The organism is Cystobacter fuscus DSM 2262 (assembly GCF_000335475.2).
GTDB lineage: Bacteria > Myxococcota > Myxococcia > Myxococcales > Myxococcaceae > Cystobacter > Cystobacter fuscus.
This window is the reverse complement of the sequence record NZ_ANAH02000010.1, coordinates 224,169-250,397: the sequence shown is the minus strand read 5'-3', so window position 1 is coordinate 250,397 and position 26,229 is coordinate 224,169. Positions and strand designations below refer to the sequence as shown.

General features: G+C 68.5%; 21 protein-coding genes. 16 read left to right on the top strand and 5 right to left on the bottom strand.

Translation table 11 applies throughout. The features are described 5' to 3' along the window. Positions 1-140: 140 nt before the first annotated feature. Positions 141-731 carry a hypothetical protein gene (locus tag D187_RS57115; RefSeq protein ID WP_211241548.1) on the bottom strand — a complete coding sequence of 197 codons (591 nt, stop codon included), beginning with the start codon at positions 729-731 and terminating at the stop codon, positions 141-143. Positions 732-908: 177 nt separating this feature from the next. Between D187_RS57115 and D187_RS19410 the strand changes: the two genes are divergently transcribed. Both D187_RS19410 and D187_RS19405 read left to right on the top strand, forming a co-directional pair. Further along, the gene (locus D187_RS19410) at positions 909-2,204 is read left to right on the top strand and encodes a phytoene desaturase family protein (protein ID WP_002632134.1); all 1,296 of its coding nucleotides are present in this window, start codon (positions 909-911) and stop codon (positions 2,202-2,204) included. Further along, the gene (locus D187_RS19405) at positions 2,201-3,148 is read left to right on the top strand and encodes a sigma-70 family RNA polymerase sigma factor (RefSeq protein WP_002632133.1); all 948 of its coding nucleotides are present in this window, start codon (positions 2,201-2,203) and stop codon (positions 3,146-3,148) included. Before D187_RS19410 ends, D187_RS19405 begins: the two co-directional genes overlap by 4 nt. A gap of 75 nt (positions 3,149-3,223) precedes the next feature. Here D187_RS19405 and D187_RS19400 read toward each other — a convergent pair whose 3' ends face one another. Continuing rightward, positions 3,224-5,881 carry an FG-GAP repeat domain-containing protein gene (locus D187_RS19400; protein ID WP_002632132.1) on the bottom strand — a complete coding sequence of 886 codons (2,658 nt, stop codon included), beginning with the start codon at positions 5,879-5,881 and terminating at the stop codon, positions 3,224-3,226. A gap of 321 nt (positions 5,882-6,202) precedes the next feature. On the opposite strand from D187_RS19400, the gene D187_RS19395 reads away from it, so the two are divergent. Together D187_RS19395 and D187_RS19390 are read left to right on the top strand one after the other, a co-directional pair. Beyond that, a complete protein-coding gene (locus tag D187_RS19395) occupies positions 6,203-8,017 on the top strand; it encodes a WD40/YVTN/BNR-like repeat-containing protein (protein WP_002632131.1) in 1,815 nt (604 codons plus the stop codon). 270 nt (positions 8,018-8,287) lie between these two features. Continuing rightward, the gene (locus D187_RS19390) at positions 8,288-9,208 is read left to right on the top strand and encodes an endo alpha-1,4 polygalactosaminidase (RefSeq protein ID WP_245591763.1); all 921 of its coding nucleotides are present in this window, start codon (positions 8,288-8,290) and stop codon (positions 9,206-9,208) included. A 68-nt stretch (positions 9,209-9,276) separates the two neighbouring features. Here D187_RS19390 and D187_RS19385 read toward each other — a convergent pair whose 3' ends face one another. Beyond that, the gene (locus tag D187_RS19385; RefSeq protein WP_162159661.1) at positions 9,277-10,032 is read right to left on the bottom strand and encodes an NADPH-dependent F420 reductase; all 756 of its coding nucleotides are present in this window, start codon (positions 10,030-10,032) and stop codon (positions 9,277-9,279) included. 175 nt (positions 10,033-10,207) lie between these two features. Between D187_RS19385 and D187_RS19380 the strand changes: the two genes are divergently transcribed. Continuing rightward, a complete protein-coding gene (locus D187_RS19380) occupies positions 10,208-11,299 on the top strand; it encodes an ATP-dependent DNA ligase (RefSeq protein WP_211241547.1) in 1,092 nt (363 codons plus the stop codon). Positions 11,300-11,337: 38 nt separating this feature from the next. Here the strand turns inward: D187_RS19380 and ligD are convergent, their stop codons facing one another. Next, positions 11,338-12,402, bottom strand: coding sequence for a non-homologous end-joining DNA ligase (gene ligD, locus D187_RS19375; protein ID WP_002632126.1), 1,065 nt, complete (start codon positions 12,400-12,402; stop codon positions 11,338-11,340). A gap of 259 nt (positions 12,403-12,661) precedes the next feature. Here ligD and D187_RS19370 point away from each other — a divergent pair, with 259 nt between their 5' ends. Then, a complete protein-coding gene (locus D187_RS19370) occupies positions 12,662-13,414 on the top strand; it encodes a hypothetical protein (protein ID WP_155893446.1) in 753 nt (250 codons plus the stop codon). A gap of 179 nt (positions 13,415-13,593) precedes the next feature. Here the strand turns inward: D187_RS19370 and D187_RS19360 are convergent, their stop codons facing one another. Then, complete coding sequence (locus D187_RS19360) at positions 13,594-14,955, bottom strand: cellulose binding domain-containing protein (protein ID WP_043430592.1); 1,362 nt, start codon at positions 14,953-14,955, stop codon at positions 13,594-13,596. A 322-nt stretch (positions 14,956-15,277) separates the two neighbouring features. Between D187_RS19360 and D187_RS50105 the strand changes: the two genes are divergently transcribed. The 10 genes from D187_RS50105 (at position 15,278) to D187_RS19310 (ending at position 26,224) form a co-directional block, all read left to right on the top strand. Next, entirely contained in the window at positions 15,278-16,801 is a 1,524-nt protein-coding gene (locus tag D187_RS50105) for a Tox-REase-5 domain-containing protein (RefSeq protein ID WP_051256421.1), read from the top strand. Continuing rightward, on the top strand, positions 16,704-17,558 hold the full coding sequence (locus tag D187_RS59245) for an Imm52 family immunity protein (RefSeq protein WP_368665048.1): 855 nt from the start codon (positions 16,704-16,706) through the stop codon (positions 17,556-17,558). Before D187_RS50105 ends, D187_RS59245 begins: the two co-directional genes overlap by 98 nt. 908 nt (positions 17,559-18,466) lie before the next feature. Continuing rightward, entirely contained in the window at positions 18,467-19,282 is an 816-nt protein-coding gene (locus D187_RS57915) for a Tox-REase-5 domain-containing protein (RefSeq protein ID WP_245591761.1), read from the top strand. A 9-nt stretch (positions 19,283-19,291) separates the two neighbouring features. Beyond that, the gene (locus D187_RS52450) at positions 19,292-20,041 is read left to right on the top strand and encodes an Imm52 family immunity protein (RefSeq protein ID WP_043430589.1); all 750 of its coding nucleotides are present in this window, start codon (positions 19,292-19,294) and stop codon (positions 20,039-20,041) included. A gap of 112 nt (positions 20,042-20,153) precedes the next feature. Next, positions 20,154-21,608 (top strand): FAD/NAD(P)-binding protein, encoded by a 1,455-nt coding sequence (locus D187_RS19335; protein ID WP_002632116.1) that lies wholly within the window; start codon positions 20,154-20,156, stop codon positions 21,606-21,608. Continuing rightward, positions 21,605-22,966 (top strand): allantoinase AllB, encoded by a 1,362-nt coding sequence (gene allB / locus D187_RS19330; RefSeq protein WP_002632115.1) that lies wholly within the window; start codon positions 21,605-21,607, stop codon positions 22,964-22,966. Before D187_RS19335 ends, allB begins: the two co-directional genes overlap by 4 nt. A 38-nt stretch (positions 22,967-23,004) precedes the next feature. Further along, entirely contained in the window at positions 23,005-24,021 is a 1,017-nt protein-coding gene (alc, locus tag D187_RS19325) for an allantoicase (RefSeq protein WP_002632114.1), read from the top strand. Then, entirely contained in the window at positions 24,018-24,530 is a 513-nt protein-coding gene (gene uraD / locus D187_RS19320) for a 2-oxo-4-hydroxy-4-carboxy-5-ureidoimidazoline decarboxylase (RefSeq protein ID WP_002632113.1), read from the top strand. The genes alc and uraD overlap by 4 nt, the downstream gene beginning before the upstream one ends. Continuing rightward, positions 24,527-24,868, top strand: coding sequence for a hydroxyisourate hydrolase (uraH, locus tag D187_RS19315; RefSeq protein WP_002632112.1), 342 nt, complete (start codon positions 24,527-24,529; stop codon positions 24,866-24,868). The genes uraD and uraH overlap by 4 nt, the downstream gene beginning before the upstream one ends. Before the next feature lie 9 nt (positions 24,869-24,877). Then, on the top strand, positions 24,878-26,224 hold the full coding sequence (locus D187_RS19310; RefSeq protein WP_002632111.1) for a DUF6986 family protein: 1,347 nt from the start codon (positions 24,878-24,880) through the stop codon (positions 26,222-26,224). The last annotated feature ends 5 nt before the right edge of the window (positions 26,225-26,229 follow it).

The window sequence follows — 26,229 nt, the reverse complement described above, 5'->3', positions numbered from 1 at the left end:
AAAGACAACCATTTCAGGGGGAGAAGGAGTCGAACGGGGGCAGTACGGGGAGCGCCACTTGGGGAAGTGGCGCGAGCAGTGCGAGTCGGGGAGGAGCTGCTGGGGAGCGGCTCCTCCCCGACTCTTTTTTGGGGGTTTTGTCAGGGGCATTCCGGCAAGGCGAGCGCGGCCCTCGGAGAAGAACGCCAGAGGGCCGCGAGGGCCTCACACGTCCCGGCCTCGGACGCACCGGAGGCGAGGCTCCGCCAGAGGGCATGGTTGCAGAACACGAGCTTCCACTCCCTCTGGACGAGGGCCTGGAAGGCCGCCGTGTCGTCACGCCGCAGGACGTCGAGCGCGCGCAGTTGCTCCCGAGGAGACAGGTCTCGGAGCTGGGCCGAGGTGGGCACGGGTCCGGTGTAGCTGGCTCCGAACCAGACGGCGCTCACCTGGATGAGCGAGGCCAGATGGGCGTTGAACGCAGCCAGTTCCCCGGAGGGAACCCACAACTCCTGATGGCGCGAGTCGCCCACCACCTTCACGTCGAAGGCGCGCAGGTAGTCGGCCTCCACCTCGAACGAGGTGACGTACCCGGCGAAGCCCGAGCGCACGTCGGGAGGGTTCCAGTCGCGAGCGATCTGCTCGGCGTACCCGGCGTTGAGGACCGGGTAGAAGATGGGCTGCTCCGGCAGGCGCGGCGGAAACGCCCGCGAGCCCGCGTCGAGGATGAGCTCCAGTTCGAGAAGGCCCACGGGCCGGTACAGGGTCTGCGTCCGAGGAGGGATCATGGTGGTGAAGGAGGAAGAGGCCCACCGACCCCCTACCACCCCCTGTCCTGACGGGAGGTCCAAGTCTCCGTAACCTTTTGAAGGCCCATTTCGTGGTCCCGCCGAGAGCCCCAAGCACGGGGCTCGAAAGGGAGCGAGACCATGAAGACGACGGACGTGGCGGTGGTGGGCGGAGGGCTGGGAGGCCTGGCGGTGGCGACGCTGCTGGCACGGGGAGGCCGGCGGGTGGTGCTGTTCGAGAAGGCCAGGCACCTCGGCGGCCGGGCGCACACCACGCTTCAAGAGGGCTACCACCTCAACCTGGGCCCCCACGCGCTCTACCTGGCCGGAGCGGCGGCGCGAGTACTCGGACAGTTGGGCCTGGAGCTCAAGGGCCGAGGGCCTCGCGGTGAGGGAGGCTTCGCGCTGCGCGGAGGTCGGCTGTACACCCTCCCCTCGGGGCTCGTGTCGCTGCTGACCACGGATCTGCTGAGCACGGCGGGCAAGCTGGAGTTCGCCCGGGTGATGGCGAGATTGAGTCGCATGGACGCCTCGACGCTCAGGGGCATGAGCCTGGAGGAATGGCTGCGCGCGAACGTGTCTCGCGACGAGGTGCGCGCTCCGGTGGCGATGCTCTTCCGGTTGTCGACGTACTGCGCGGATCTGGCGCTCCTGGGCGCGGACGCGGCGGTGGCGCAACACCAGGCGGCGTTGACTCAGGGCGTGCGCTACCTCGATGGGGGCTGGGTCGAGATGGTGCGCGGACTGAGCACGCTCGCGGACGCGGCGGGAGTGGAGCGGGTGCTGTCGGCGCGAGTGGAAGAGGTGACGCGCGAGGAGGGAGGCGGGCGCCCCCGGGTGCGCGGCGTGCGGCTGGCGGATGGAACGGAGTGGGCAGCCGAGTCGGTGGTACTGGCGGCGGGACCTCATGAGGTGGCGGCGCTCCTGCCGGGGGACGCGGTGGCGGCGGGCTGGGCGGCGAAGGCGGTGCCAGTGAAGGCGGCCTCGCTGGAAGTAGGGCTGTCGCGGCTGCCGAGGCCCGGGGCGCTGACGGCGTTCGGGGTGGATCGGCCGTGGTATGCCTCGGTGCACTCGGCGTGGGCGCGGGTGGCCCCGGAGGGAGGAGCGCTCGTGCACGTGGCCAAGTACCTCGGGGAGCGCGACGCGGAGGCGAGCGAGCCGGAACTCGAGGGCGTGCTGGACCTGTTGCAGCCGGGCTGGAGGCAGCACGTGGTGACGCGGCGGTTCCTGCCGGGGCTGACGGTGATGCATGCGCTGCCGACGAAGGCCGAGGGCCTCGCGGGGCGGCCCCGGCCGGTGGTGGAGCACCTCCAGGGGCTGGGCCTCGTGGGGGACTGGGTGGGGACCGAGGGAATGCTGGTGGATGCCTCGCTCTCCAGCGCCGAGGCGGTGGCGCGCGCGTGGTCAGGCAGCCGCGTGGGAGCCCGCGCGGCATGACGTCCGTGGGCCACGAGGCGCTGGAGCACGCGGCGCGGGAGCACGAGCGCTTCCTGTGGGGGCTGTGCTACCGGATGACGGGCGTCGCGGCGGACGCGGACGAGCTGGTGCAGGAGACGTACGCGCGGGCGCTCGCGACGCCGCCGGAGCGCTCCGAGGAGTTGCGCCCCTGGCTCACGCGCGTGGCGATGAACCTCGCGAGGGACAGGCTGCGGCGGCGCAAGCGCGAGGGCTACGTGGGGCCGTGGCTGCCCTCGCCGGTGGAGACGGGGGAGGAGGCGGTGGCGTCGGTGGAGGCGCACCTGCCCGGAGGCGGCACGACCGAGGGCCGCTACGAGCTGTTGGAGAGCGTGACGTTCGCGTTCCTGCTGGCGCTCGAGGCGCTCACGCCGCGGCAGCGCGCGGTGCTGCTGCTGCGCGACGTCTTCGACTACCCGGTGCGCGAGGTGGCCGGGTGCTTGAGGATGAGCGAGACGAACGTGAAGGTGACGCACCACCGGGCGCGGGCGGTGATGGCGGCGTATGACCGGGAGCGGTGCGTGCCCACGCGCGAGCTCCAGGAGCGGACCCGGCGGGCGCTGGAGGACTTCCTGGGGGCGCTGGTGTCGGGGGACGTGGCGGCGGCCGAGGCGCTGCTGGCCGAGCCCGTGCGGGCGTTGTCGGACGGGGGTGGCGAGACGTTCGCGGCGCGGGTGCCCGTGGTGGGAGTCAAGCGCGTGGCGCTCTTCTACCGGCGGCTGCACGAGCTGGGCGGCGTGGCGGACGCGCTGGAGGTGCGGATGATCAACGGGCTGCCCGCGCTGGTGGCCCGCTGGAAGCAGCCCGCTCCCGGCCGCCCCACGCGGGTGGTCGTCCGCCTGGACATCGGCGAGGACGGACGGGTGCGGGTGCTGCACTCCATCCAGGCGAGCCGCAAGCTGGCGGGACTGCCCACCTCGGCGTGAGCAGTCCGCCTGGACCTTCCGGGCGGTGAGCGGACACGGAGGCCCGTGTCGCCCACCGAATCGGGAGGGAACTGCTCAGCGCTGGAGCAGCAGCGCGTTCCTCCCGAGGAGGCCGGTCCCACTCAGAAGGTCCAGCCGGCCATCCCCGTTCGCGTCCAGCACCGAGAGATGTGGAGTGTCATAGGAGCTGTCGGAGTCATAGGACCCGAAGCACTGATCCGGAGCGAGCACGCCCTGGCCCACGCCCCGCAGCACGGAGACGGAGCCAGCGTTGAGGTTGGAAGACAACACGTCCCACCATCCATCCGCATCGACATCCGCCAGGGTCAGGGTCGTGCAGTTGCCTTGCGTGGAGTAGGAGCCCAGGCGGGTGAACTCCCCGGTGCCCGTGCCCTTCAACACCTGGAGGGAGTACTTCACTTTGGGTTGCTCGTAGACATCGCGGCAGTACACGGCATCCAGGACTCCGTCCTGATCCAGATCCGCCAGGCGTAGCTGGCCCGTCATGGCATCGTCTCCGAGCGACAGCCCGGGTCCAGGCGTGAAGGTGCCATCACCCCTGCCCATCAGCACCTCCGCGCCCACGCCGGTCCCGGACCGCAGCACCATCACATCCAGCTTGCCGTCACGGTCCAGGTCCGCCAGCACCGCCTGCCGCAGCAGGCTCCCGGTCGCCAGGGACACGGGCGGCTCGAAGGTTCCATCTCCCCGGCCGATCAACAGACGCGCTTCCCTGCCGGAGGAGGCCTCGCGCCCGGCGATGAAGACGAGGTCTGGTTTGCCATCCCCGTTCACGTCGCCGGATTCCACATGCTCCACGAGCGATCCCAGTGGGAGCGCGACGGCGGGACGCAGGGTGCCGTCACCATTGCCCAGCAGGAGCTGCACGAGTCCAGAAGAGGAATACAGCACCACGTCTAGCGTCGTCCCCACATCCACGTGGACCACCTGCAACGCGACAGTGGCGGAATTCAACGTGGTGACGAGCCCGGGGTTGGACAGGCCTCCTGGGCCCCCGAGGCTCATCTTCACCTGCGTCGTCGAGTACCCCGTGGTGGAGATGACATCCGTCCACCCATCGCCGTTGAAATCTCCGACAGCGGAGAGGCCCTCGGACCCGATGGGCAGCGTCCGGGTCGTCCGCCCCGGGCCACCGAGCCACACGCGCACGTCCTTGGTTTCCCACTGCAGCGTCACCACGTCGGACACACCATTCCCATCGAAGTCGCCGGTGGTGACGAAGGAGGGCCTGCGCCCCGAGGGCAGCCGCACGACCGGCGCGAAGGTGCCATCTCCCAGCCCCTTCACCAGGTTGAGCGTGTTGCGCACTTCGCGACCGGCGTTCTGCTCCTGCTCGATCGTCACCGCGAGGTCCAGGTGGCCATCACCGTCCAGATCGTCCGCCTCCAGGAGGGTCGGGCCCGAGGGGTTGGGAGCGCCCGGGACCGAAGCCACGAGCGCCGCCGCGGAGAATCCGCCCTGGCCGTTGCCCCGGCGCAGGCGCAGCTCGGTGGTGGAGGACCCAGGCACGGCGATGACCTGGTCCACGTGACCATCCTCGTCGAAGTCCCTCAGTGCCGAGTCCAGCATCCAGACATCCCCCGTCTGCTGCTGGGTGCGGAAGGTGCCATCCCCGTTGGACAACAGCACGACGAAGGGCCTGCCATAACTCGTGGCCACCAGGTCCTGATGGCCATCCTCATCGAGGTCGGCCGTGGCGAGCCTGCTCGTGAAAGGCCAGTAGGTCCCCGGGGGCAGGACGGCACTCAAAGTCCCATCGCCCTGGTTCAAGAAGAGAACCAGGCTGCTGTATCCCTTCTTCAGGGCCACGTCGGGACTGCCGTTGCCGTCGAAGTCGGCGACGACGAGGCTCGACTTGCCGCCAGCGGACAACAAGCCAGCCTGCATACCCGCCTGCACACCGTATTGGATCACGGGGGCGAACGAACCATCTCCGAGTCCCCGCGCCACGAACAGGATCTGCTCATAGCTCCTCGTCCAGAGCAGATCCAACACGCCGTCCCCGTCCAGGTCCGCGGCGACAGGCGGGGCGTCATCGGGCAGGTTGAAGCCGAGTACGAGCGGGACGGCGGGCAGGAAGCCTCCGTTACCCAGCCCCTTCATCATCAGCATGGGGCCGTAATCCATGACGAGGATCAGATCCAGCTTGCCATCCCGATCGAAGTCGCCCGAGGTCGCCAGGCGGGGCATGTCCTTCTGCATGCTGGTGACTCGGCTGCTGTCCATCCACACGTCACAGCCACGGCCGGGGGCGGGCAGGGCCAGCGCCACGGTCCTCGAGTCCAGCGCGGCGCCCGGCACCTGGGCACTCACGCGCACGTTCACCGAGGTGGCCGCGCGCACGTCCACGGCGCGATTCCACAGGAAGCGGTGGGCCACGCCCTCGGGCGAGGTGGCGCGCGCGAGCAGCCCCTCGTGGTCCGTGGAGCCCGCCTGGGTGACGCGCTGGAAGGAGCCATCCCCCTGCGCGTCCACCTCCACGACGACATCGGCGCGCTCCCCATCCGGCTGCTGGAGGGTATAGGAGATGGACAGACACCCGTCCGGGGAAGCCGGCACCGCGAGGGCCGTCACCCGCGCGGGCTCCTTCAGCAGCCGCACCTCGGGCGAGGCGGATGACACGACGCCGGAGGGCGACACGGGCCGCACGGGCTCGCAGGCAGCCCCCACCGCCATCGACGCGACAATGAACGAAGACAAATACCGTGACACGGCTTTCCCCCCCTTATGGAGTTCGAGGGCGGCGAAAGGAGCCACCCGTTCGGGCGGCTCCTTATCCCAATGAGATATCTGGCGCATCAATTGGAGAAGGCCCACGGGCCGGTACGGCGTCTGCGTTCGAGGAGGAGTCATGGAAGGTGACTGGGAAGACAGGAAGCTCCCCACGCCCGGCGAATGGCGCCGAGCCGGAAGAGAGCGGCCTCCGACGCCTCATCCCCGCCTCACCTGACAAGGTGCTCCGGAGCGTCAACCCCCCACGCCCATGGTCCTGGCCCGCCGGACGGTCTACCCTGATGCCAGGAGGCTCTCCCCATGCACCTTGGCTCGTGGATGCCCATCGTGTCCGCCGCGCTCCTGCTGGTCCTTCCCGCCTCGGCGCAGGTTCCCCCACCGCCGCTGCCTTCGGTGGATCTGGCCGTCCACGAACTCCGTCTCCAGGCGGGGCTCCTCTCCAAACGAACGGAGGAGGACTTGTGGGTCCTCGACGACGCGCGGTTCGCTGTCCAGGTGTCGCGAAGCGCGGACGCCGGCCGTTCGTGGCGAGTGGATGCCCAGGCCACCGAGGCCCTGGTCAAAGCGCTCCTCGCCCATTCGCACAACACCCTCGAACACATGGTCTGGCCCGGCCCCGACACGGGCATCGCCGCTGGCGCCATCGGCCCGCGGGTGCTGCGAACGACGGATGCGGGGCGCTCCTGGAAGTCCATTCCCCTCACGGACGACCTCCAGGTCCACGACCTGCAACACCTGGGGGATCGGCTCTGGCTCTGTGGCTCGTCCGGGCGAATCTTCCGCAGTGATGACGCCGGGGCGAGCTGGCGGGAACTGAAGGGCACGCCCTTCAATGACGATGATCGCTGTCTGAGCATGTCCTTTCTCTCCCCGGAGAGCGGATGGGCCTTGGGAAGCAAAGAGTCCCTCTGGTCCACGGAGGATGGCGGAACGAGCTGGCAGCGTCTGCCTCTTGGCGACCTCACCCGGACAGAGCGCTTGCGCCGCGTGGTCCGACTCTCTCGCCACGTCGCCTGGCTCCAGGGAGAGGGCTTGTGGGTCCAGGGCGAGAGCGGGTGGGTCCAGGGCGAGAGCAGACGGTTCGTCACGACCGATGGAGGAAAGACCTGGCAGTCCAAGGCCTCGGAAGAAAAGGATCCGCTCCTCTCCGTCGCGCGAACTCCCGATGGCCAGCGCATCATCACCGTGCGGCCCACTGGCGACGGCGTTCCGTTGGAGCAGTGGATTCCCTTCCTCGGAGAAGAAAAGGCGGTCGTGCTGGGGGCGGACACCGTCGTGGCGCTGGGCAAGAGGAGGCTGTACACCTTCATCTCCGGCCAACTGCTGCGAGCGGGCCCCCCTGTCAGCCAGGGTTCAGGCGTCCTGACCCCACTCGAGGGCATTGCCCGGAAGGCGCCCGATGAGTGGCTGGGCTGGGCCGGCGACCAGATCGTCGCCTCCCACGATGAGGGCCGGAGCTGGTTCCAGGTGGGCCGTGTTCCCCAGAGTCCCCTCCGGGCGATCGCCTTCCTGAAGACCAAGACGGTTCTCGCCGAGCTCGGTACGGGGGCGCTGCTGCGCTCGGAGGACTTCGGGCGCACCTGGAAGACGAGCACGAGTCCCCTGGACGCCTACGACTTCGCGCGGGCCTCGGGCCGCACCACGACCCCAGACAACCCCTTCGAGTGCGTTCTCGGCACCTCGCCTGTGTCGATGAAGATCCACTACGAGGAAAGCGGTTGCTTCAACGTCTTCGGGGGGGTGCTCTCCGTGCGGTTGTCCCCAGGTGAAGCCCTGCTCTCGGTGGAGCGGAACCAGGGGGGAGCGGAGGGCAAACAGGTGCGCGAGCGGAGGAAGCTCTCCCGCGGTGACGGGGAGCGCATCATCCGGGAGTTGGTGGCGGCGGCAATCCGTGAGGAGACGATGCCCGACTGCGATTCCACCACGGTGTATTCGGCCTCCATCGAGTGGTCCTGTGCGTCGGGACCCGTCAAGAAGGGGTCCGTGAGGCTCAACGATTCGAGCTGTGAGTCTCGAGACCCCTCGTCCCTGATGAATGTGCCTCCCAACGCGTATTCGCGCACCCTGGGCATGCATCAGGCCGTGGACGAGGTGCTCGAGCGCACGTCCCTCTGATACGCCCGCGTGGGTGAGCGTCTCCCATGACATCTGCTCATGCCAGCTGAACTGGAAATCAACGAAGGACTCTAGCGCCGAGCAACTCAGGGCGCGGGAGCAGGCAAGAGCCCGGTAAGCGACATCATCCTGGAGACAGATGAGACCGAGCGCCACTGGTGACAGCGGCGCTCTCTCGCAACCCCATGACAGATGCCTCGTGTATGACAGATGCAACGTGAGCCGGGGCCACGATGTCCCAACGCGCCGGACACCTCCATGGAGACAATCGTGTCAAAACTTTCGCTGGTCGCCGCACTCGCCCTGGGTCCCCTGCTCGGCTGCGGTATTCAAAGCACTCCGTCCGAGCCGAACCCCGATGGAAACGTCGGAGCGGAGTTCGTGGATGCGGGAGCACCCCTGAACGATGCCGGAACTCAGACGAGTTGGTGGCGCCCCACTCCCGCGCAGCCCATTCACTGGCACTGGCAGCTCTCCCAGGACTTTTCCTACCCGCGCGACGTGCTGCCCCACAAGACGGTCTATGACCTCGATGGCGAGCTGACGTCGGCCGAAACGGTGGCGAAGCTTCACGCCCTCGGACCAGACATCGTGGTGATCTGCTACTTCGACGCGGGCGTCTACGAGGACTACCGGTCGGACAAGGCGCGCTTCCCAGCGTCCGTGATTGGCAAACCGGACGAGGGCTGGGACGGCTCGTACTGGCTCGACATCCGCCAACAGGACATCCTCCTTCCCATCATGAGGGACCGGATGATCAACTGGTGCAAGAACAAGGGCTTCGATGCCATCGAGCCGGATGAGACGGAGGTCTGGAGCAATGACTCCGGATTCCCCATCACCAAGGCCCAGAACAATGCCTACAACAAGGCGATCGCGGACCTCGCCCACTCGCTCGGAATGTCGGTGGGACTCAAGGGCAACAACACCGAGGCGCCGGAGTTGGTGGACTACTTCGACTGGGCCCTGACGGAGCAGTGCTGGGAGTACGACGAGTGCCAGCTCTTCAAGAACAGCTTCATCGCGAAGGGCAAGGCGGTCTTCAACGTGGAGTACAACACCAACCCGAACTGCACCCGCGCGAATCAGTGGCACATCAACTCGAGCCGCCGCGACCTCGAACTCGTGGGACCGACCGCGAGCGGCTATCTCTACCAGCCCTGCATCCCCGACACCCAGTCCACCTGGTGAGGTGTTGAGCTGACGTCCCGAGGGCACATCCTCGAGCACCAGGATGTGCCCACCCGCGCACCGTCGAACTACGTCGTCAGATACTTCTTCAAGGATTCGTTGGCGGCGTTGCGGTACTCCGGGAGGCGGCCACGCTCGGCCTGGGCGAGGGCCTGCTTCAGGCGCGCCGCATCGAGGTCGTGGGTGTAGCTCGGGGTGCCGGGCTGCTGGCGCCAGGAGTCCGAGAGACTCCCGGCATCGATGGCATCGAAACCGAGTTCGTCCACGAGTTGGAGCACCTTCGCCCGGGCTTCGGGCGGATCCCCCGCGACCGGCAGCGCGATCCTCCCCGGTGTGCCCTTCGCCTTGCCGTTCTCCAGAAGGCTCTTGAAGAAGATGTTGTTGAAGGCCTTGACGACGGGGCGGCCGATCCGCGACGCCACCCACTCGCTCTCGACCTTTCCGCCGTCGAGCTCCTCGAGCAGTCCGTCGCGGATGGGGTAGTAGTTGCCCGTGTCGATCACGACGACGTCCTTCGGCACGTTCGCGAAGAGGTCCTTCGGCAGGTCCAGGACCGCCTTCTGGGGGATCGTCAGGACGACGACCTCGCCGGCCCTCGCCGCCTCGGCGCGGGTGACGGCCTTCGCGCCCGTCTCCGCCGCGAGTTCGCGAAGCGTCTCGGGCCCGCGCGAGTTCGCGATGAAGACCTCGTGTCCGAGCCGGGTCCAGCGCCGCGCGAGGGTTCCACCGATCATTCCCGCGCCGATGATTCCGATCTTCATGCCGCCATCCTCCTGGGAGTGATTCCGATGACTCCGTGCGCCGGTTCGATGCTCGACCCCCACGGAGGGTTCGCGGCGTGTCTCGTGCGGTCGGCGCAGCCGGATGGGGCCCACCACGGGCAGGGTGGGCCCCGCGAGGAGGAGCAGGCCCTCCCGGTCGCTGGGCAAGCAGGCATCGGCGGCGGGGACGCCCTTGCTCCGGGTTGCTCGCCATTCGGCTCAGGCCCAGCTTTCATTCATGAAGCTGCCCGTCATGCCTCCGGTGTCGCCAATGCTCGCCAGTCTGGTGCGAGAGATACCGGGGGAAGGCGAGGTGCTCTACGAGCCGAAGTGGGACGGATTCCGCGCCATCGTCTATCGCGACGGAGACGAGATCATCCTCGGCAGCCGCAACGAGCGGCCGATGACGCGCTACTTTCCCGAGCTCGTCGAGTCGCTCCGCACGCATCTGCCGCGCCGCTGCGTCGTCGACGGAGAAATCGTCATCGTGGGCGAGGACGGCGGGCTCGATTTCGACGCGCTGTTGCAGCGCATCCACCCGGCGGCTTCACGCATTCGCAAGCTCTCGGTGGAGACGCCCGCCTCGTTCGTGGCGTTCGATCTGCTCGCGCTCGACAAGCGAGACTTGCGGCCGCGGCCCTTCCACGAGCGCAGGAAGTTGCTCGAGAAAGCGCTCGCGGGTGTCCGTGCGCCCATTCACCTCACGCCCGCCACGCGCAGCCGCGAGGTGGCCGAGGCCTGGTTCCGCCGCTTCGAGGGCGCCGGGCTCGATGGGGTCGTCGTCAAGCCGCTCGCCCTGCCGTACCTGGAAGGCAAGCGCGAGATGTACAAGGTGAAGCACGAGCGCACCGCGGACTGCGTCGTCGGTGGCTTTCGCTGGCACAAGGACGGCCAGGGCATCGGCTCGTTGGTGCTCGGCCTCCATGACGAGCAAGGCACGCTGCACCACGCGGGCGTCGCCACGGGGTTCACCGCGAAGCAACGGGTGGAACTCGCGAAGAAGCTCGAGCCGTACCGGAAGCGGGCGATGGAGACGCACCCCTGGCGCGAGTGGGCCGAGGTGGAGGACGACGCGGTCCGGATGCCGGGGGCCCAGAGCCGCTGGAGCGCGCAGCGCGACCTGAGTTGGGAGCCCGTGCGCCCGGAACTCGTCGTCGAGGTGGCGTACGACCACATGCAGGGCATGCGCTTTCGTCACGCCACGCACTTGCGAAGGTGGCGCCCGGACCGGACGCCGCGCTCGTGCACCTACGCGCAATTGGAGCGCTCGGTCCCGGCCGAACTCGTCGAGGTCTTCGCCTCCGGGCTCGAGGGCGCCACCGCCCATTGAGTTTCCGGCGGGTTTCCGGCCCTCGCGCCGGGGCCGGCTCAACGGCTTCCGCCGCGACGCGGCTTTCGCTGTGCACGTGCCGCGAGCGCCGGTTTCGCGCGGACAGCGCCCGCGCGGGGCGCCGCACGGAGCGGTTCGTCCTTCTGCTTGTCGAAGTGCGGCGGAAAGGGGGCTTCACCGAGCCCCGCGGCCTTCTGGCGCTCGAAGAGCTCGAGCAGGCTGTCGAGCGCGAAGGCACGCTCGTCCATCCCTTCCCAGACGTCACCGAGCTTCTTGTAGCGCCGGGGCACCGTGGCGAGCGTCAGCTCCTCGGGCTCCACGTCCGCGACCTCGTCCCAGCGCAATGGGCAGGACACGCGCGCTTCGGGGTTGGCCCGCACGGAATAGACAGACGCGATGGTCCTGTCCTTCGCATTCTGGTTGAAGTCCACGAACACCCGCCGGCCGCGCTCCTTCTTCCACCAGGCGCTCGTCGCCTTGCGCGGCATGCGCCGCTCCACCTCACGCGCGAGCGCGAGCGCGGCGTGGCGAACCTCGGTGAAGTCCCAGTGCGGTGCGAGCCGGACATAGACGTGCATGCCGCGCGACCCGGACGTCTTCGGGTATCCCACGAGCCCGTGCTCCTCGAGCACCTCGCGCACGCACAGGGCCACCTCGCGCACGCTGGAAAAGCGCACGCCCGGCTGCGGGTCGAGGTCGATGCGGAGCTCGTCCGGGTGCGAGAGCTCGCTCCGGCGTACCGGATGCGGGTTGAAGTCCAGACAGCCGAGGTTCACCGCCCAGACGACGTGCGCCAGGTCCACCGGGCAGAGCTCGTCCGCGCTCCGGCCGCTGGGAAAAGTCACCTGGGCGGTCTGGAGCCACTCGGGCGCGCCGGCCGGAACCCGCTTCTGGAAGAAGAAGGCCCCTTCGGCACCGTCCGGGTAGCGCTTGAGGGCGCACGGGCGCTCGCGGACGCCGCGAAGCACACCTTCACCGACGGACAGGTAGTACTCGATGAGATCGAGCTTCGTCTCGCCGCGCGCGGAGAAGAAGACCTTTTCCGGCCGGCTGATGCGCACGGGACGACCCGCGATCTCCAGGTGGGTGAACGCGTCGGACATGTCCTCAAGCTAAGTCCACACCTGAGACGGGTGACCGGAGTGCGCGGGGGAGCGCCCGGCTGTCCGGCGGCCGAGTGGGTCCTGGCGTTCAAACGTCGGAATCAGATGCTCGGCGGCCAACCGCTCCTCCCAGACGCACGTGAGTCCCACGACTCCGTGCGCCGGTTCGCTGCCCGACCCCCGTGGAGGGTACGCGGTGCGTATCGGATTTTCGGCGGGGATTCAGAGCCGGAAGCGCGTTTCTGCTAGGAGGCAGCGGATGCACCGCTACACCTCCCGCATCGTTCCCAGGTGGTTCGCTCTAGCCCTCTGCCTTTTGACACCCGCTGCTCACGCGGCCGAGGTCTCGCCCGCCAGCCGGGTGGAGACTTCCCCCGGCCTCTCTCCCGAAGCAGTCAAGCGCGTCTTCGACCAGCAGCGGCCGGCGCTGGCCTCCTGCATGCGCCTGCTCACCGAAGAAGCCCCCAGGGAAAACACTCCCTGGACCCCTCCTCCCGATGTGGATGATCGGATCCTGCTGCGCTTCGAGGTGGGGCGCGACGGCAAGGTGCTGGATGACGCGCGCGGTGGACACATCCCTCACGTGGGAGGTCTCTATCTGGAACGCAACTGCGTCATGCTGCTCGTGCGCTCCTGGGTCTTTCCCGCCTTCCCCGCCCGCCAGGGCGAGGAGGTGAAGGTGGAGATCGAGGCGCGTTTCAGCACCACGGCGGCCGAGCGCAAAGCCGAGCTGGCTCGAATCCGCGAGGAATTCGAAGCCCTCTGCCGTGCCCTCTCCGCGCTGGGTGGAGGCAAGCCGCCAACGGCGCAAGACACGACACAAACCATCCAGCGCTTCCTCGCGGAGCGCCGCGGCCGCCTGTCCTCACCCACGCGGAGCAGCCTGGAGTCGCTGTTGCATGTCAACGTGCCGGACATGGTGTCCATCTACGAGCACCTCGCCCTGGAGCTTCTGAGCACGCCTGTCTCATGCCCCACGGTCCATGGCTGGGGTAGACGACAGGCGCCATGATCACATCGGTGGTGACCTCCGGGCGCGAACCGTTGATGCCTTCTACAATGACTACGGCCTGCAGGCTCGTGGCACGCTGAAGGCCGACACCCTCTCGGTGGAACGACACCAGGTGACGGCGGGCCGGTTCGGCGTCAGGGAACGAATCGACAAGTAGCCGAACCGGCTCGGACGAACGCTCAGGGCACCGTGTCCTTGCGCGGGACGGAGGCCGAGCGCAGGCTCGACACCTTCGAATTGACGGTGTTGGTGTCCAGGTACGCGTCCTTGGCGAAGTACACCCAGTCCACGTCCTCGAAGTACGTGCGCGCGCCGCCGGAGGGGCCGAGCTCGATGAACCACATCTGGAAGTCGAGGAACTGGTTGATGAGCGGCGAGAACTGGGACGAGTGGTTGGCCCGCTCCACGCCGTCGATGTGATAGACATTGCCCGTGGGCCTCACGTGCAGCACGAGCGTGTGCCAGCCATCATGGCTGTAGCCGAGCCGGGCCGAGGTGCTCGCCGTCTTGTTCTTGTCGAACGAGGTGATGAACATGGTGGGGGTGTTGCCCTGTCCCCAGCCGCCGTTGGGCAGGTACTCGTAGTCCTGCTCCGAGTAGCTGGGGCTGCTGTAGGGCGTGAGCGCGAAGAAGGTCTCGACGTACTTGTCGGCGAAGACGCGCGTGCCGGACAGCGGGGTGTCGCGGAAGCGCATCCGGGTCGCGTAGGTGCCGAAGCGGAACTTCTGCGCCTGGGTGAGGACCTCCGAGTGCGTGGTGCCCGCCGCGGTGCCGTTGGTGCTCGCCCGCAGCCGCATCAGCCGGTCCGAGCCCTCCGTCACCATGGAGATGTTGCTCGCGGACCAGGTGGCGCCACTCACGCCGGGGCCGCCCGCGTACGTGCGCACATTCCAGAGGTTGGTGAACGCCGCGTCACCCGTGCCCGAGTAGGTGAAGTCATCGAAGAACTCGGCCAGGTTCGAGGGCGGCGGGTCCGTCGGCGGAGGAGTCGTGCCACCCGTGGGGAGCGTGCCGCCGCGCAGGCCGCCGGTGGGCGCCGAGCCCGCGTCGTGCACGGTGATGCGGCTCCAGTCGGTGGGCGCCGTCTGATTGCCGTAGGAATAGTCATCCGTCTCGTTGACGGCGGCGCCTCCGAAGGTGACACCGAGATCGATGGGCGCGGTCGTCGCGCCAGCGGCCAGGCTTCCGGCCGCGCTGGTGAAGCGGATTTCCACGTACTGATCCGCGCCGGAGGCGGACGCGCTCCCGGTGGTCAGCGAGATGGCCGAGCAGTCCGGCGCGTTCCACCACCAGCACGCCGGAGCCACCGTGGAGGCGCCATTCTTCGTGAGCCAGTAGCGCACGACGATGTTGCTCAGGGGGATGGCGGCCGAGGTGTTGTTACGTACCTGGATGCCCGCCTCGATGATGTCGTCGTTGGGCCCCGCCGCGTTGTAGTTCTGATACTGAACAGTGAAATCCGCCGTCCCCGCGAGGCTCTCGCTCAAGGGCACCACCAGCGACATCGCGGCGAGCAGGCTCTGCTTCCAGATCGTCTTCATCGGCTCCTGGTCCTTTCCCCGGAGAGCGCCTGGGCCCACTCCGTGGGGATTCGTTCGGGTGACGCACGCACCGACGCGCGAACACCTTGGCTGGAATAGAGCACGACTCCAATTTAGTCGGGTTAATTCGTTATGACTTTTTAATCCTACTAATCCATGAGAAGACGGGAAATAACCCACGTCTTTCACAGCAAGTGTGATTGACCGCCCTGAAGTTCCCCTGGCATTCCGGGTGCCCGTGAGGAACACACCCCAGGCATCTGACGAGAGGCAGGCCCCCATCGCGGCGCGTCGTCTCCCGAGCCCTCGAATCGGAGGAGCCTTGCTGGCCCTGACAGTGGTCGCCCTGCTGACAGGGTGCGTCACGGGCGCGCCTCGGGGGCACCTGACGGGCGGCTTCGACCCTCACTCGTCCTCGCTCCACGACGGCTCCGCACCTGGGCGACCCGAGGCCGCTCCCGCCCCCCGAGAGGCGACCGGGGGCTCCGGCGAGCTTCCCGACGACACGGCCGACCCCTTCCAGGTGGTGCAGCAGGCCAGTGGCCTCGGAGAAGAGGCGCGGCACCCGGCGGGCGCGGCGCTCTACCAGGAGCAGGCACGCCAGCTCTTGGCTCAATTGCTCAGGACGCCCGTGACCTATCGGAGCTTCGCTCCGCGCCGGGTGCTGTGCTGGCTGCTGGGCGAGGTGCTCGCGGGCGGCGAGCGCGTGGAGTACGCCGACTTGAAGTGGCGGACCGAACGCTTCTGGCTGCTGGTGATGGTGCGACCGGATGGCTACCTGGCGACCACGCTCACCGGCACGCCCCTGCAGCGCCTGGGGCAGCTCCAACTCGTGGAGGGCGAGTGGCGGGTGGGCAACCTCGCGGTGGGTGACTTCTACTTCTCACGCGGCGGCGTCTTCTATCCGGTGAACGAGGCCTTGAGGCGCGTGGACAGCCCGCCCCTGGCCGAACTGGGCCTGGGCAAGGACTGGCTCAACGCCGCGCTCGATGGGGCACAGGTCGCCCTGGGGGAGATGGTGGTGGCGATGGCCCATTCCCTCCTCCATCCCATTCGCACCGTGGAGGACCTGGGCCAACTGCCCACCACGGTGGCGAGCCTCATCGCCTCCTCGCCGGAGTACTTCGCTCGCTACGGCGCCATGTCCCGGGAGGACCAGATCCGCGAGGCGGCACGTCTGTCCACGCACGTGCTCATGCTGCTCGGCGGAGCGGAGGCCACCCTGGGGCGCATGGGCGGACTGGGGGCGGAGTTGCCGGCGCTGTCCCTCACCGCCCGGGGTGAGCTGGTGCTGGGCGGCGGAGCGGCCGTGGCGGGAAGCACCGTGAGCACCACCGGGGGCATGGCGCTGGGCGACCTCTCCCTCCTCCACATGGCGGGGAAAAAACAGGGAAGCACCGGAGGCGCGAGCGGCAACAAGGGGAAGGCCGCCCAGACAACCACAGCGAAGGGTCCCGGCAAGTGGACCTACAAGAAGCCCACGACCCAATCGAAGAACTCCCTGGACTATCAAGAACAGATAACGGGACGGCCCGCGTGGTGGGTCTACATGATTGGAAAACTGGAGTTCGACGGCATCCGGGGCACAGAACTGTTGGAGGCCAAGGGCCCCGGCTATTGCTCCTTCTTCAACCCAGATGGCACGCCCAAGTATTGGTACGTGAATTCCGGAAAGTTCAAACAGATGATGGAACAAGCCGAAAGACAATCGAAGGCGGCCCGCCAGTTGGGGCTATCGCTGATCTGGCATGTCGCCGATGCAAAGGTCACGAAGTTCCTTCGCGAAATCTTCGAGGACAGAGGATGGAACAACATCACCGTCCATCACACCCCACCAGCGCGGTAGGAGAGGAGCGCGTATGCAAGACAGATATTACGTGGGGGCGTACTGGGGTCCACGCAAGGAAACAGCGCTGGAGTGTGCCCGGCGCGCGGAACTCTTCTTCTACATGCTGGCACGGTGTGATCCGTCATTTACCCAATGGTACCGAGCAGGCCGAGGATTCCCTCGCGAGCTACCAGGCCACCCGGTGCGCCCGGAGGTTGAGGAACTGGAGAAGTTCCTATTGCAGGGCAGGAATCGCACGGACCTCGGCAAGGAAGTCATCGAGGACTTGGGATTCAGTCAGATGATGTGGAATGAGAAGAAGGATCCCACTCACCTCAGCATTTCTTGCGGTGGATACTCCCCCTGGGGAGGGCCCAATTCGTGCCTGCTCAACCCGCCCAGGGCGGGCCCTGTACGGGAGCGGCTCCTGCGAGCCCCCGTGCTAACCGAAGTGCTCACGAGCATGGCCACCGCGTGGGACCCCGACTTCGCCATGGCCAGCTCGACCGAGATGGTACGCCTCGTCGAGAAACGGCAACCCGAGGTCCGCGTGGGCTGGCTGACCTACCTGTCGCGCCGCCTGGGCACGCTTCCCCCACTGCCCGCGCCCGTGCGCATCGAGCCAGTGGGCACCCTCGGCTGGCTCCTCGCCCTCTCCCCCGAGCCCATGACGGCGAGCAACCCCGAGCACGTGGCCTTCACCGCGCGCGTGCGCGAACTGCTCGACCGGGCTGGCCTCATCGAACGTCCGGAACCCGAACCCACCAGCGATTGAGCCGAAGGAGGTGCATGGAAAGGAGGGCCACCGGATTTCAAGCCGCCCCTCACCAGAGGCTTGACCGCCCCTCCGCACCTCTCTCAAATCCCGGGCACTCGTCAGCCCCTGATGTGAGGGAGGTGAAGCATGTCCACCCGTCTCGCCGCGGGGCCAATCTCCATGGCGGCGCGTCGTCTTCCGAGCCGTCGAATCGGTGGGGCCTTGCTGGCCCTGGCGGTGGTCGCGCTACTGACAGGGTGCGCCACGGGCACTCAGCGTGGCCACCTGACCAACGGTTTCGGCCCTCACTCGCCCTCGCGCCACGACGGCTCCGCACCTGGACGACCCGAGGCCGCTCCCGCCCCCGGAGAGGCGACCGGGGGCTCCGGCGAGCTTCCCGAAGACACGACGGACCCCTTCCAGGTGGTGCAGGAGGCCAGTGGCCTCGGAGAAGAGGCACGACACCCGGCGGGCGCGGCGCTCTACCTGGGGCAGGCACGCCAGTTCCTGGACCGGTTGGCGAAGACGCCCGTGACGTACCGGAGCTTCGCCCCGCGCCGGGTGCTGTGCTGGCTGCTGGGTGAGGTGCTCGCGGGCGGCGAGCGCGTGGAGTACGCCGACTTGAAGTGGCGTGCCGAGCGCTTCTGGTTGCTGGTGATGGTGCGACCCGATGGCTACCTGGCGACCGCGCTCACCGGCACGCCCCTGCAGCGCCTGGGTCAGCTCCAACTCGTGGAGGGCGAGTGGCGGGTGGGGCGCCTCGCGGTGGGTGACTTCTACTTCTCGCGCGGCGGCGTCTTCTACCCGGTGAATGACGCCCTGCGGCGCGTGGACGTCCCACCCCTGGCCGAGCTGGGCCTGGGCAAGGACTGGCTCAACGCCGCGCTCGATGGGGCCCAGGTCGCCCTGGGGAGATGGTGGTGGCGATGGCCCATTCCCTCCTCCATCCCGTCCGCACGGTGGAGGACCTGGCCCAACTGCCCACCACGGTGGCGAGCCTCATCGCCTCCTCGCCGGAGTACTTCGCGCGCTACGGGGCCATGTCCCGGGAGGACCAGATCCGCGAGGCGGCTCGGCTGTCCACGCACGTGCTCATGCTGCTCGGGGGAGCGGAGGCCACGGTGGGGCGCATGGGCGGACTGGGTGCGGAGCTGCCAGTGCTGTCGCTCACCGCCAGGGGCGAGCTGGTGCTGGGCAAAGCGGCCGTGGCGACAAGCACCGCGAGCACCACCGGGGGCATGGCGCTGGGCGACCTCTCCCTCCTCCACATGGCGGGGAGGGGACAGGGACCCATCGGAGGCGCGGGCGGCAAGAAGGGCAAGTCCTCCCAGCCGACTGCAGCGAAGGGTCCCGGCAAATGGGCGTACAAGAAGCCCACGACCGAGTCCAGGCGGGCCCTTGAGTATCAGGAACAGATCACGGGACGGCCAGCATGGTACGTGTACATGATTGAAGAGCTGGAGTTCGACGGCTTCAACAGCAAGGAACTACTTGAGGCCAAGGGTCCCGGCTATTGCTCGTTCTTCAATCCGGATGGCACACCCAAGTCCTGGTACAAGAATTCCGGAAAATTCGACGAGATGATGAACCAGGCAGAGAGACAGAAAAGGCGGGCTCAACAGAAAGGGCTGCCACTGACTTGGCATGTCGCCGACGCCAATGTCGCGCAGTTCCTCCGTAAGGAATTTGAAAAGCGCGGATGGAACAACACGACCGTCCGCCATACGCCACCCATGCGATAGGAGGCAAAAATGGACGAGAGCTACTACGTCGGAGCGTACTGGGGTCCGAGAAAGGAGACAGCGCTGGAGTGTGCCCGACGCGCGGAACTCTTCTTCCACATGCTGGCGCGGTGTGAACCGTCGTTCGCACAATGGTACCGTGCGGGCCGGGGATTCCCCCGTGAGCTGCCGGGCCATCCTGTCCACCCGGAGATGAAGGAGTTGGAGAAACTCCTTCTCCAGAGCAGGAATCGAACGGACGTCGGCAAGAAGGTCATCGAGGATCTGGGGTTCAGCCGAATCATGTGGAATGCCAAGGAGGAGGCCACCGACCTCCACCTTTCTTGTGGAAAATATTCGCCATGGGGCGGCCCCAACATTTGCCTGCTAAGCCCACCCAGTAAAGGCGCAATAAGGGATCGGCTTCTGCGCGTGCCAGTACTCACTGATGTGCTTACCGCCATGGCCACCGCGTGGGACCCCGACTTCGCCATGGCCAGCTCAACCGAGATGGTACGCCTCGTCGAGAAACGGCAACCCGAGGTCCGCGTGGGCTGGCTGACCTACCTGTCACGCCGCCTGGGCACGCTTCCCCCGCTGCCCGCCCCCGTGCGCATCGAGCCGGTGGGCACCCTCGGCTGGCTCCTCGTCCTCTCCCCCGAGCCCATGACGGCGGACAACCCCGAGCACGTGGCCTTCACCGCCCGCGTGCGCCAACTGCTCGACCGGGCCGGCCTCATCGAACGTCCGGAACCCGAACCCTCCAGCGAAGACTCCTGAGCCGGCCCTTCCTGGGGGCCGAGGAGGCAGGCACCCCGCGTCCGCTGACCAGCAGCCCACACTGCCCCCCCATGCCATTGGCCCGAGGCGCGGAGCGTGATTTGACTCCCCCATGAGCCTCCCGTCCCCCGCCGCGAAGTCCGCGTCTGGTCTGTCCACCCTCGAAGCCTCGATCCGTCGGGACCTGGAGCGCCTCGAGTACCCCAAACGCCCCTGGGTGCTCTCCCGCCAGGCGAGCGACGGCCGCCCCATCCTCGACGTGCTCATCATCGGCGGCGGACAGAGCGGCCTCGCCGCCGCCTTCGGCCTCATGCGTGAGAAGGTCAACAACCTCCTCGTCGTGGACGACTCCGCCCCCGGCCTCTCCGGCCCCTGGAAGACGTTCGCGCGCATGCACACACTGCGCACCCCCAAACACCTCACCGGCCCCGACCTCAACCTCCCCAACCTCTGCTTCCAGACCTGGTACGAGGCCCAGTTCGGCGAGGACGCCTGGAAAGCCGTGGGCTTCGTCCCCAAGGAGCTGTGGGCCGACTACCTCCACTGGTACCGCCACGTCCTCTCCATCCCCGTGCGCAGCCACACCCGCGTCGGCGCCCTGTCCTGGCTCCCCGAGGAGCGCTGCTTCGCCGTCCCCGTCCGCTCCACCGACAAGCAGGCGCCCCAGGACGCCCCCGAGGAAATACTCCTCGCGCGCAAGGTGGTGCTCGCCACCGGCATCGACGGCTCGGGCCGCTGGGAGACACCCGCCAACGTGGCCCGCCTGCCCCGCGAACTCTGGGTCCACACCCGCGACGACATCGACTTCGAGGCCCTGCGCGGCAAGCGCATCGGCGTGCTCGGCGCGGGCGCCTCGGCCTTCGACAACGCCTCCGTCGCCCTGGAGCGCGGCGCCGCCGAGGTGCACCTCTTCTACCGCCGCAAGACGCTGCCCACCGTCAACGCCTACCGCTGGGCCGAGTTCGTCGGCTTCCTCAAGCACCACGGCGACCTGCCGGACGCGGATCGCTGGCGCTTCATCCGCCGCATCCTCGAGATGGGGCAGCTCCCCCCGCACGACACCTACCAACGCGCCCGCGCCCTCCCCCACTTCTTCCTCCACCCGGAGAGTCCCTGGCAGGACGTCCAGGCCGTGGAGGGCCGCGCCCAGGTCACCACGCCCCACGCCACCTTCACCTTCGACAAGCTCATCGTCGGCAGCGGCACGGTGACGGACCTGTCCTTGCGCCCGGAGCTGGCCCACCTCGTGGGCGACATCGCCCTGTGGAAGGACCGCTACACCCCGCCTCCCGAGGAGGCCCACACGGATCTCGCCCGCCACCCCTACCTGGGCCCCGGCTTCGAGTTCCAGGAGAAGGTGCCCGGCCGCGCCCCCTACCTCGGCTCGGTCTTCAACTACACCTTCGGCTGTCTGCTCTCGCTCGGCTTCGGCGGCGCGAGCATCTCCGGCATGAAGTACAGCCTGCCCCGGCTCGTCGCCGGCATCACCCGGCAGCTGTACCTCGAGGACAAGGACGCCTACTTCGACTCGTTGATGAAGTTCGACCTGAAGGAGTTCGAGCCATGAGCCAGGACTGGGTTTTGCGCGGCGAGCGCGTCGTCACGGACACGGGCGTGCGCCCGGCCGCGGTGGTGGTGCGCGACGGCAAGGTGGCCGCCCTCATCGGACCCAAGGACGTGCCCGCGGGGCTGCCGGTGACGGACGTGGGGCAGAAGGTCGTCATGCCCGGCGTGGTGGACAGCCACGCCCACATCAACGAGCCCGGACGCACCGAGTGGGAAGGTTTCGAGACGGCCACGCGCGCCGCGGCCGCCGGCGGCATCACCACCGTGGTGGACATGCCGCTCAACTCCATCCCCGCCACCACCTCGCGCGAGGCGCTCGCCCAGAAGGCCGCCGCCGCCGAGCGCCACTGCGCCATCGACTACGGCTTCTGGGGCGGCGTCATCCCCGGCAACTCGGGCGAGCTGGACGCGATGATCGACGCGGGCGTCGCCGGCTTCAAATGCTTCCTCATCCAGTCCGGCGTGGACGAGTTCCCCCACGTGACGCGCGAGGACCTGGAGCACGCCATGCCCATCCTCGCGCGCCGGGGCGTGCCCCTCATCGTCCACGCGGAGCTGACGGCCTCGGAGAAGCCTCCCGAGGGCGACACGCGCACCTACCAGAGCTACCTCGCCTCGCGCCCACGCAAGTGGGAGGACGACGCCATCCACATGATGGTGGAGCTGTGCCGCAAGCACCGCGGCCCCGTGCACATCGTGCACCTGTCCTCCTCGGACGCGCTCGGGGAGATCGCCTCCGCCAAGAAGGAGGGCCTGCCCTTCACCGTGGAGACGTGTCCGCACTACCTCACCTTCGACGCGGAGCACATCCCCGATGGCGCCACCTGGTTCAAGTGCGCGCCCCCCATCCGCGAGTCGGAGAACCGCGAGAAGCTGTGGGCGGGCCTCGCGCGCGGCGACATCGACATGGTGGTGTCCGACCACTCGCCCTGCACCCCCGCCCTCAAGCACCTGGAGCACGGCGACTTCGGCCGCGCCTGGGGCGGCATCGCGTCGCTCCAGTTCAGCCTGCCCGCCGTGTGGACCGGCATGCGCGAGCGCGGCCAGGGACTCGAGCAGCTCGTGCGCTGGATGTGCCACGCGCCCGCCCGGCTCACCGGCCTCACGGGCGTGAAGGGCTCGCTCACGCCGGGCGCGGACGCGGATCTGCTCGTCTTCGACCCCGAGGCTTCCTTCACCCCCGACGCCTCGGGCGTGCTGCACCGCCACAAGCTCACCCCCTACGCGGGCCGCGCGCTGGTGGGCGTGGTGGAGCACACCTGGGTGCGAGGTCAGAAGGTCCACACTCGGGGCGAGCCGCCGCCCTCTCCCACGGGCCGATGGATTCGCCGCCCTTCCACGGCGCGGCGCGTGGAATAAGGTAGCCCTCAGGTAAGCCCTTCGAGGAGAAGCCCACCATGCAGACACCCGAGGAAGGCAAGGTGCGAGTCGCCTTCGCCGAGCTCATCGATCTGGCCGCCGAGAAGGTCGGCGGCCGCGCCCTCTACGCCAACGACGAGTTCTTCGCCCCCAAGGAGAACCTGCTCAAGCCGGGGCGCGGCGTCTTCATCCCCGACAAGTACACCGAGTTCGGCAAGTGGATGGACGGCTGGGAGACGCGCCGCAAGCGCGTGCCGGGCCATGACTTCTGCATCCTCCAGCTCGGCCTGCCCGGCACCATCCGCGGCGTCAACGTCGACACCAACCACTTCGTCGGCAACTTCCCCGAGTACGCCTCGGTGGACGCGCTCGAGGTGCGCGGCGAGGCCACGGTCGAGTCGCTCGTGGCCGCCGCGTGGACGCCCATCGTCCCGAGGACGAAGCTGGTGGGCGGCACGCAGAACTACCTCCCCGTGGCGAGCGAGGCGCGCTGGACGCACCTGCGCCTGAACATCTTCCCGGATGGCGGCGTGGCGCGCTTCCGCGTGCACGGCGTGGTGCGGCCGGACCTGGAGAAGCTGCGCTCCAGCGAGCTGGTGGACCTGGCCGCGGCGGAGAACGGCGGCATCGTCGTCACCTGCAACGACTCCTTCTTCGGCCCCAAGGACAACCTCATCCTCCCCGGCCGCGCGCCCACCATGGGTGATGGCTGGGAGACGCGCCGCAAGCGCGTGCCGGGCTTCGACTGGATCGTCGTGAAGCTCGCCACCGCCGGCACCGTGCAGCGCGTGGAGGTGGACACCAACCACTTCAAGGGCAACTTCCCCGACACCTGCTCGCTGGAGGGCTGCTTCCTCAAGGAAGACCTCCTCGACTTCGCCAACGCCCGGGACATCACCTGGCAGGAGATCCTCCCGCGCACCAAGCTCCAGGCGAGCCACCGCCACTTCTACGAGCAGGAGCTGCGCGAGAAGGGCCCCTTCACCCACGTGCGGCTCAACATCTTCCCGGACGGAGGCATCAGCCGGCTCCGGGTGCACGGACGGGCGGCGTGAGCCGGCTCGCGTGGCTCAACGGGCTGTCCGCCGAAGAGGCCCGGGCGGAGTTCTCGCGCTGCTGCGGCTCGACGCGCTGGGCCGCGGCGCTCACCCAGGCGCGGCCCTTCCCGAGCGAGGCGGCCCTGTACGAGCGCGCCGAGGCGCTCTGGGCCCAGACGGGGCCCGAGGACTGGCGCGAGGCGATGACGCACCACCCGCGCATCGGCGACGTGTCGCGGCTGCGCGAGAAGTTCAAGGCCACCGGCGCCTGGAGCGAGCAGGAGCAGCAGGGCATGCGGGGCGCGGGCGAGGACGTGATTCAAGCGCTCGCCGACGGCAACCGCGAGTACGAGGCGCGCTTCGGCTTCATCTTCCTCGTGTGCGCCACGGGCAAGAGCGCCGGGGAGATGCTCGGCCTGTTGCGCGAGCGCATGAACAACCCGCCGGACCAGGAGCTGCGGGTCGCGGCCGGGGAGCAGGGAAAAATCACCCGCATCCGCTTGGAGAAGCTTCTCTCGTCCCCATGAGCACCCTGTCCACCCACGTCCTCGACACGCAGTCGGGCCGCCCGGCGGCGGGCGTCCCCATCACCCTGGAGTTCCAGTCCGCCGAGGGCTGGCGCGAGCTGACCCGGGGCACCACCAACGCCGATGGCCGCGTGCGCGACTTCCTGCCCACCGGCACCCGGCTGGAGCCCGGCGTCTACCGGATGACGTTCCACACCGGCGAGTACTTCCACGCCCACGCCCTGCGCGGCTTCTATCCGTATGTCTCCGTGGTGTTCGAACTCACCGCACCCGAGGAGCACTACCACGTCCCCCTGCTCCTCAGCCCCTTCGGCTATTCCACCTACCGGGGGAGCTGACCTCTCGCCATGAGCTCTCCCCTTTCCTCCGAGCGACTCGCCATCACCCGCGCGGCGCTGGCCCACGCCCACCTGTCGTACGAGCGCCACCACCCGGAAGCCGCCCCTCGCCGGCAGCCCGTGCACACCATGTACGGCGGCGCCCACCTCTTCACCGCGCAGACGGCCCAGAAGATGGGACGCACGGCCGTGAACGCGCTGCGCGAGTACGCGCCGGATGGCCACGCGCTCGCCGCGTGTCTCGGTCTGCACGAGGCCCTGGCCGAACGGGTCCACGCGCGCGTGCTCACCAAGCTCGAGCGCGAGCCGGTGGAGGACTTCCGCATCGACTTCGAGGACGGCTATGGCCACCGCCCGGACGAGGAGGAGGATGGCCATGCCACCACCGCCGCCACCGAGGTGGCCCGGGGCCTCGCGGACGGCACCCTGCCGCCCTTCATTGGCATCCGCGTCAAGGCGCTGACCGAGGAGCTCTTCGACCGGAGCGCGCGCACGCTCGGGCTCTTCATCGGCACGCTCCTGGAGCGCACGGGGGGACGGCTCCCGCCGGGGTTCGTCGTCACCCTGCCCAAGGTCTCCCTCCCCCAGGAGGTGACGGCGCTCGTGCGCATGCTGGAGCTGTTGGAGACGGACTATGGCCTGGAGCCCAAGGCGCTGAAGCTGGAGTTGATGGTGGAGACGCCCCGGGCGCTCTTCACGCCGGACGGACGCCTCGCGCTGCCCGCGCTCGTGGAAGCGGCACATGGGCGCTGTGTGGCGGCGCACCTCGGGCCGTATGACTACACGGCCTCGCTCCACATCACCGCGGCCCAGCAGGACCTGCTGCACCCGGCATGCGACTTCGCCCGGAACGTGATGCAGGTGTCGCTCGCGGGCAGTGACGTGGCGCTCGCGGATGGCCCGACGAACGTGCTGCCGGTGGCACCCCACAAGCCGGGAGCACACCCGCTCACCGAGGCCCAGCGCGAGGACAACCGCCAGGTGGTGCACCGCGCGTGGCGGCACATGTACACCAACACGCGCCACGCGCTGGAGCGCGGCTTCTACCAGGGGTGGGACTTGCACCCGGCCCAGCTCCCGGTGCGCTACGCGGCCGTGTACGCCTTCTTCCTGGAGGGACTGGACGTGGCCTCGCGCCGGCTCAAGTCCTTCGTGGAGCAGGCGGCCCGGGCCACGCGGCTCGGCGAGGTGTTCGACGACGCGGCCACGGGACAGGGGCTGCTCAACTCCTTCCTGCGCGGCCTGGCCTGCGGCGCCGTCACCGAGGAGGAAGCGCGCGCCACGGGCCTGACGTTGGAGGAGCTGCGTGGCCGCTCGTTCCTCCGCATCATCCAGGGCCGCCGTCCTCCCGCGTAAGTGGC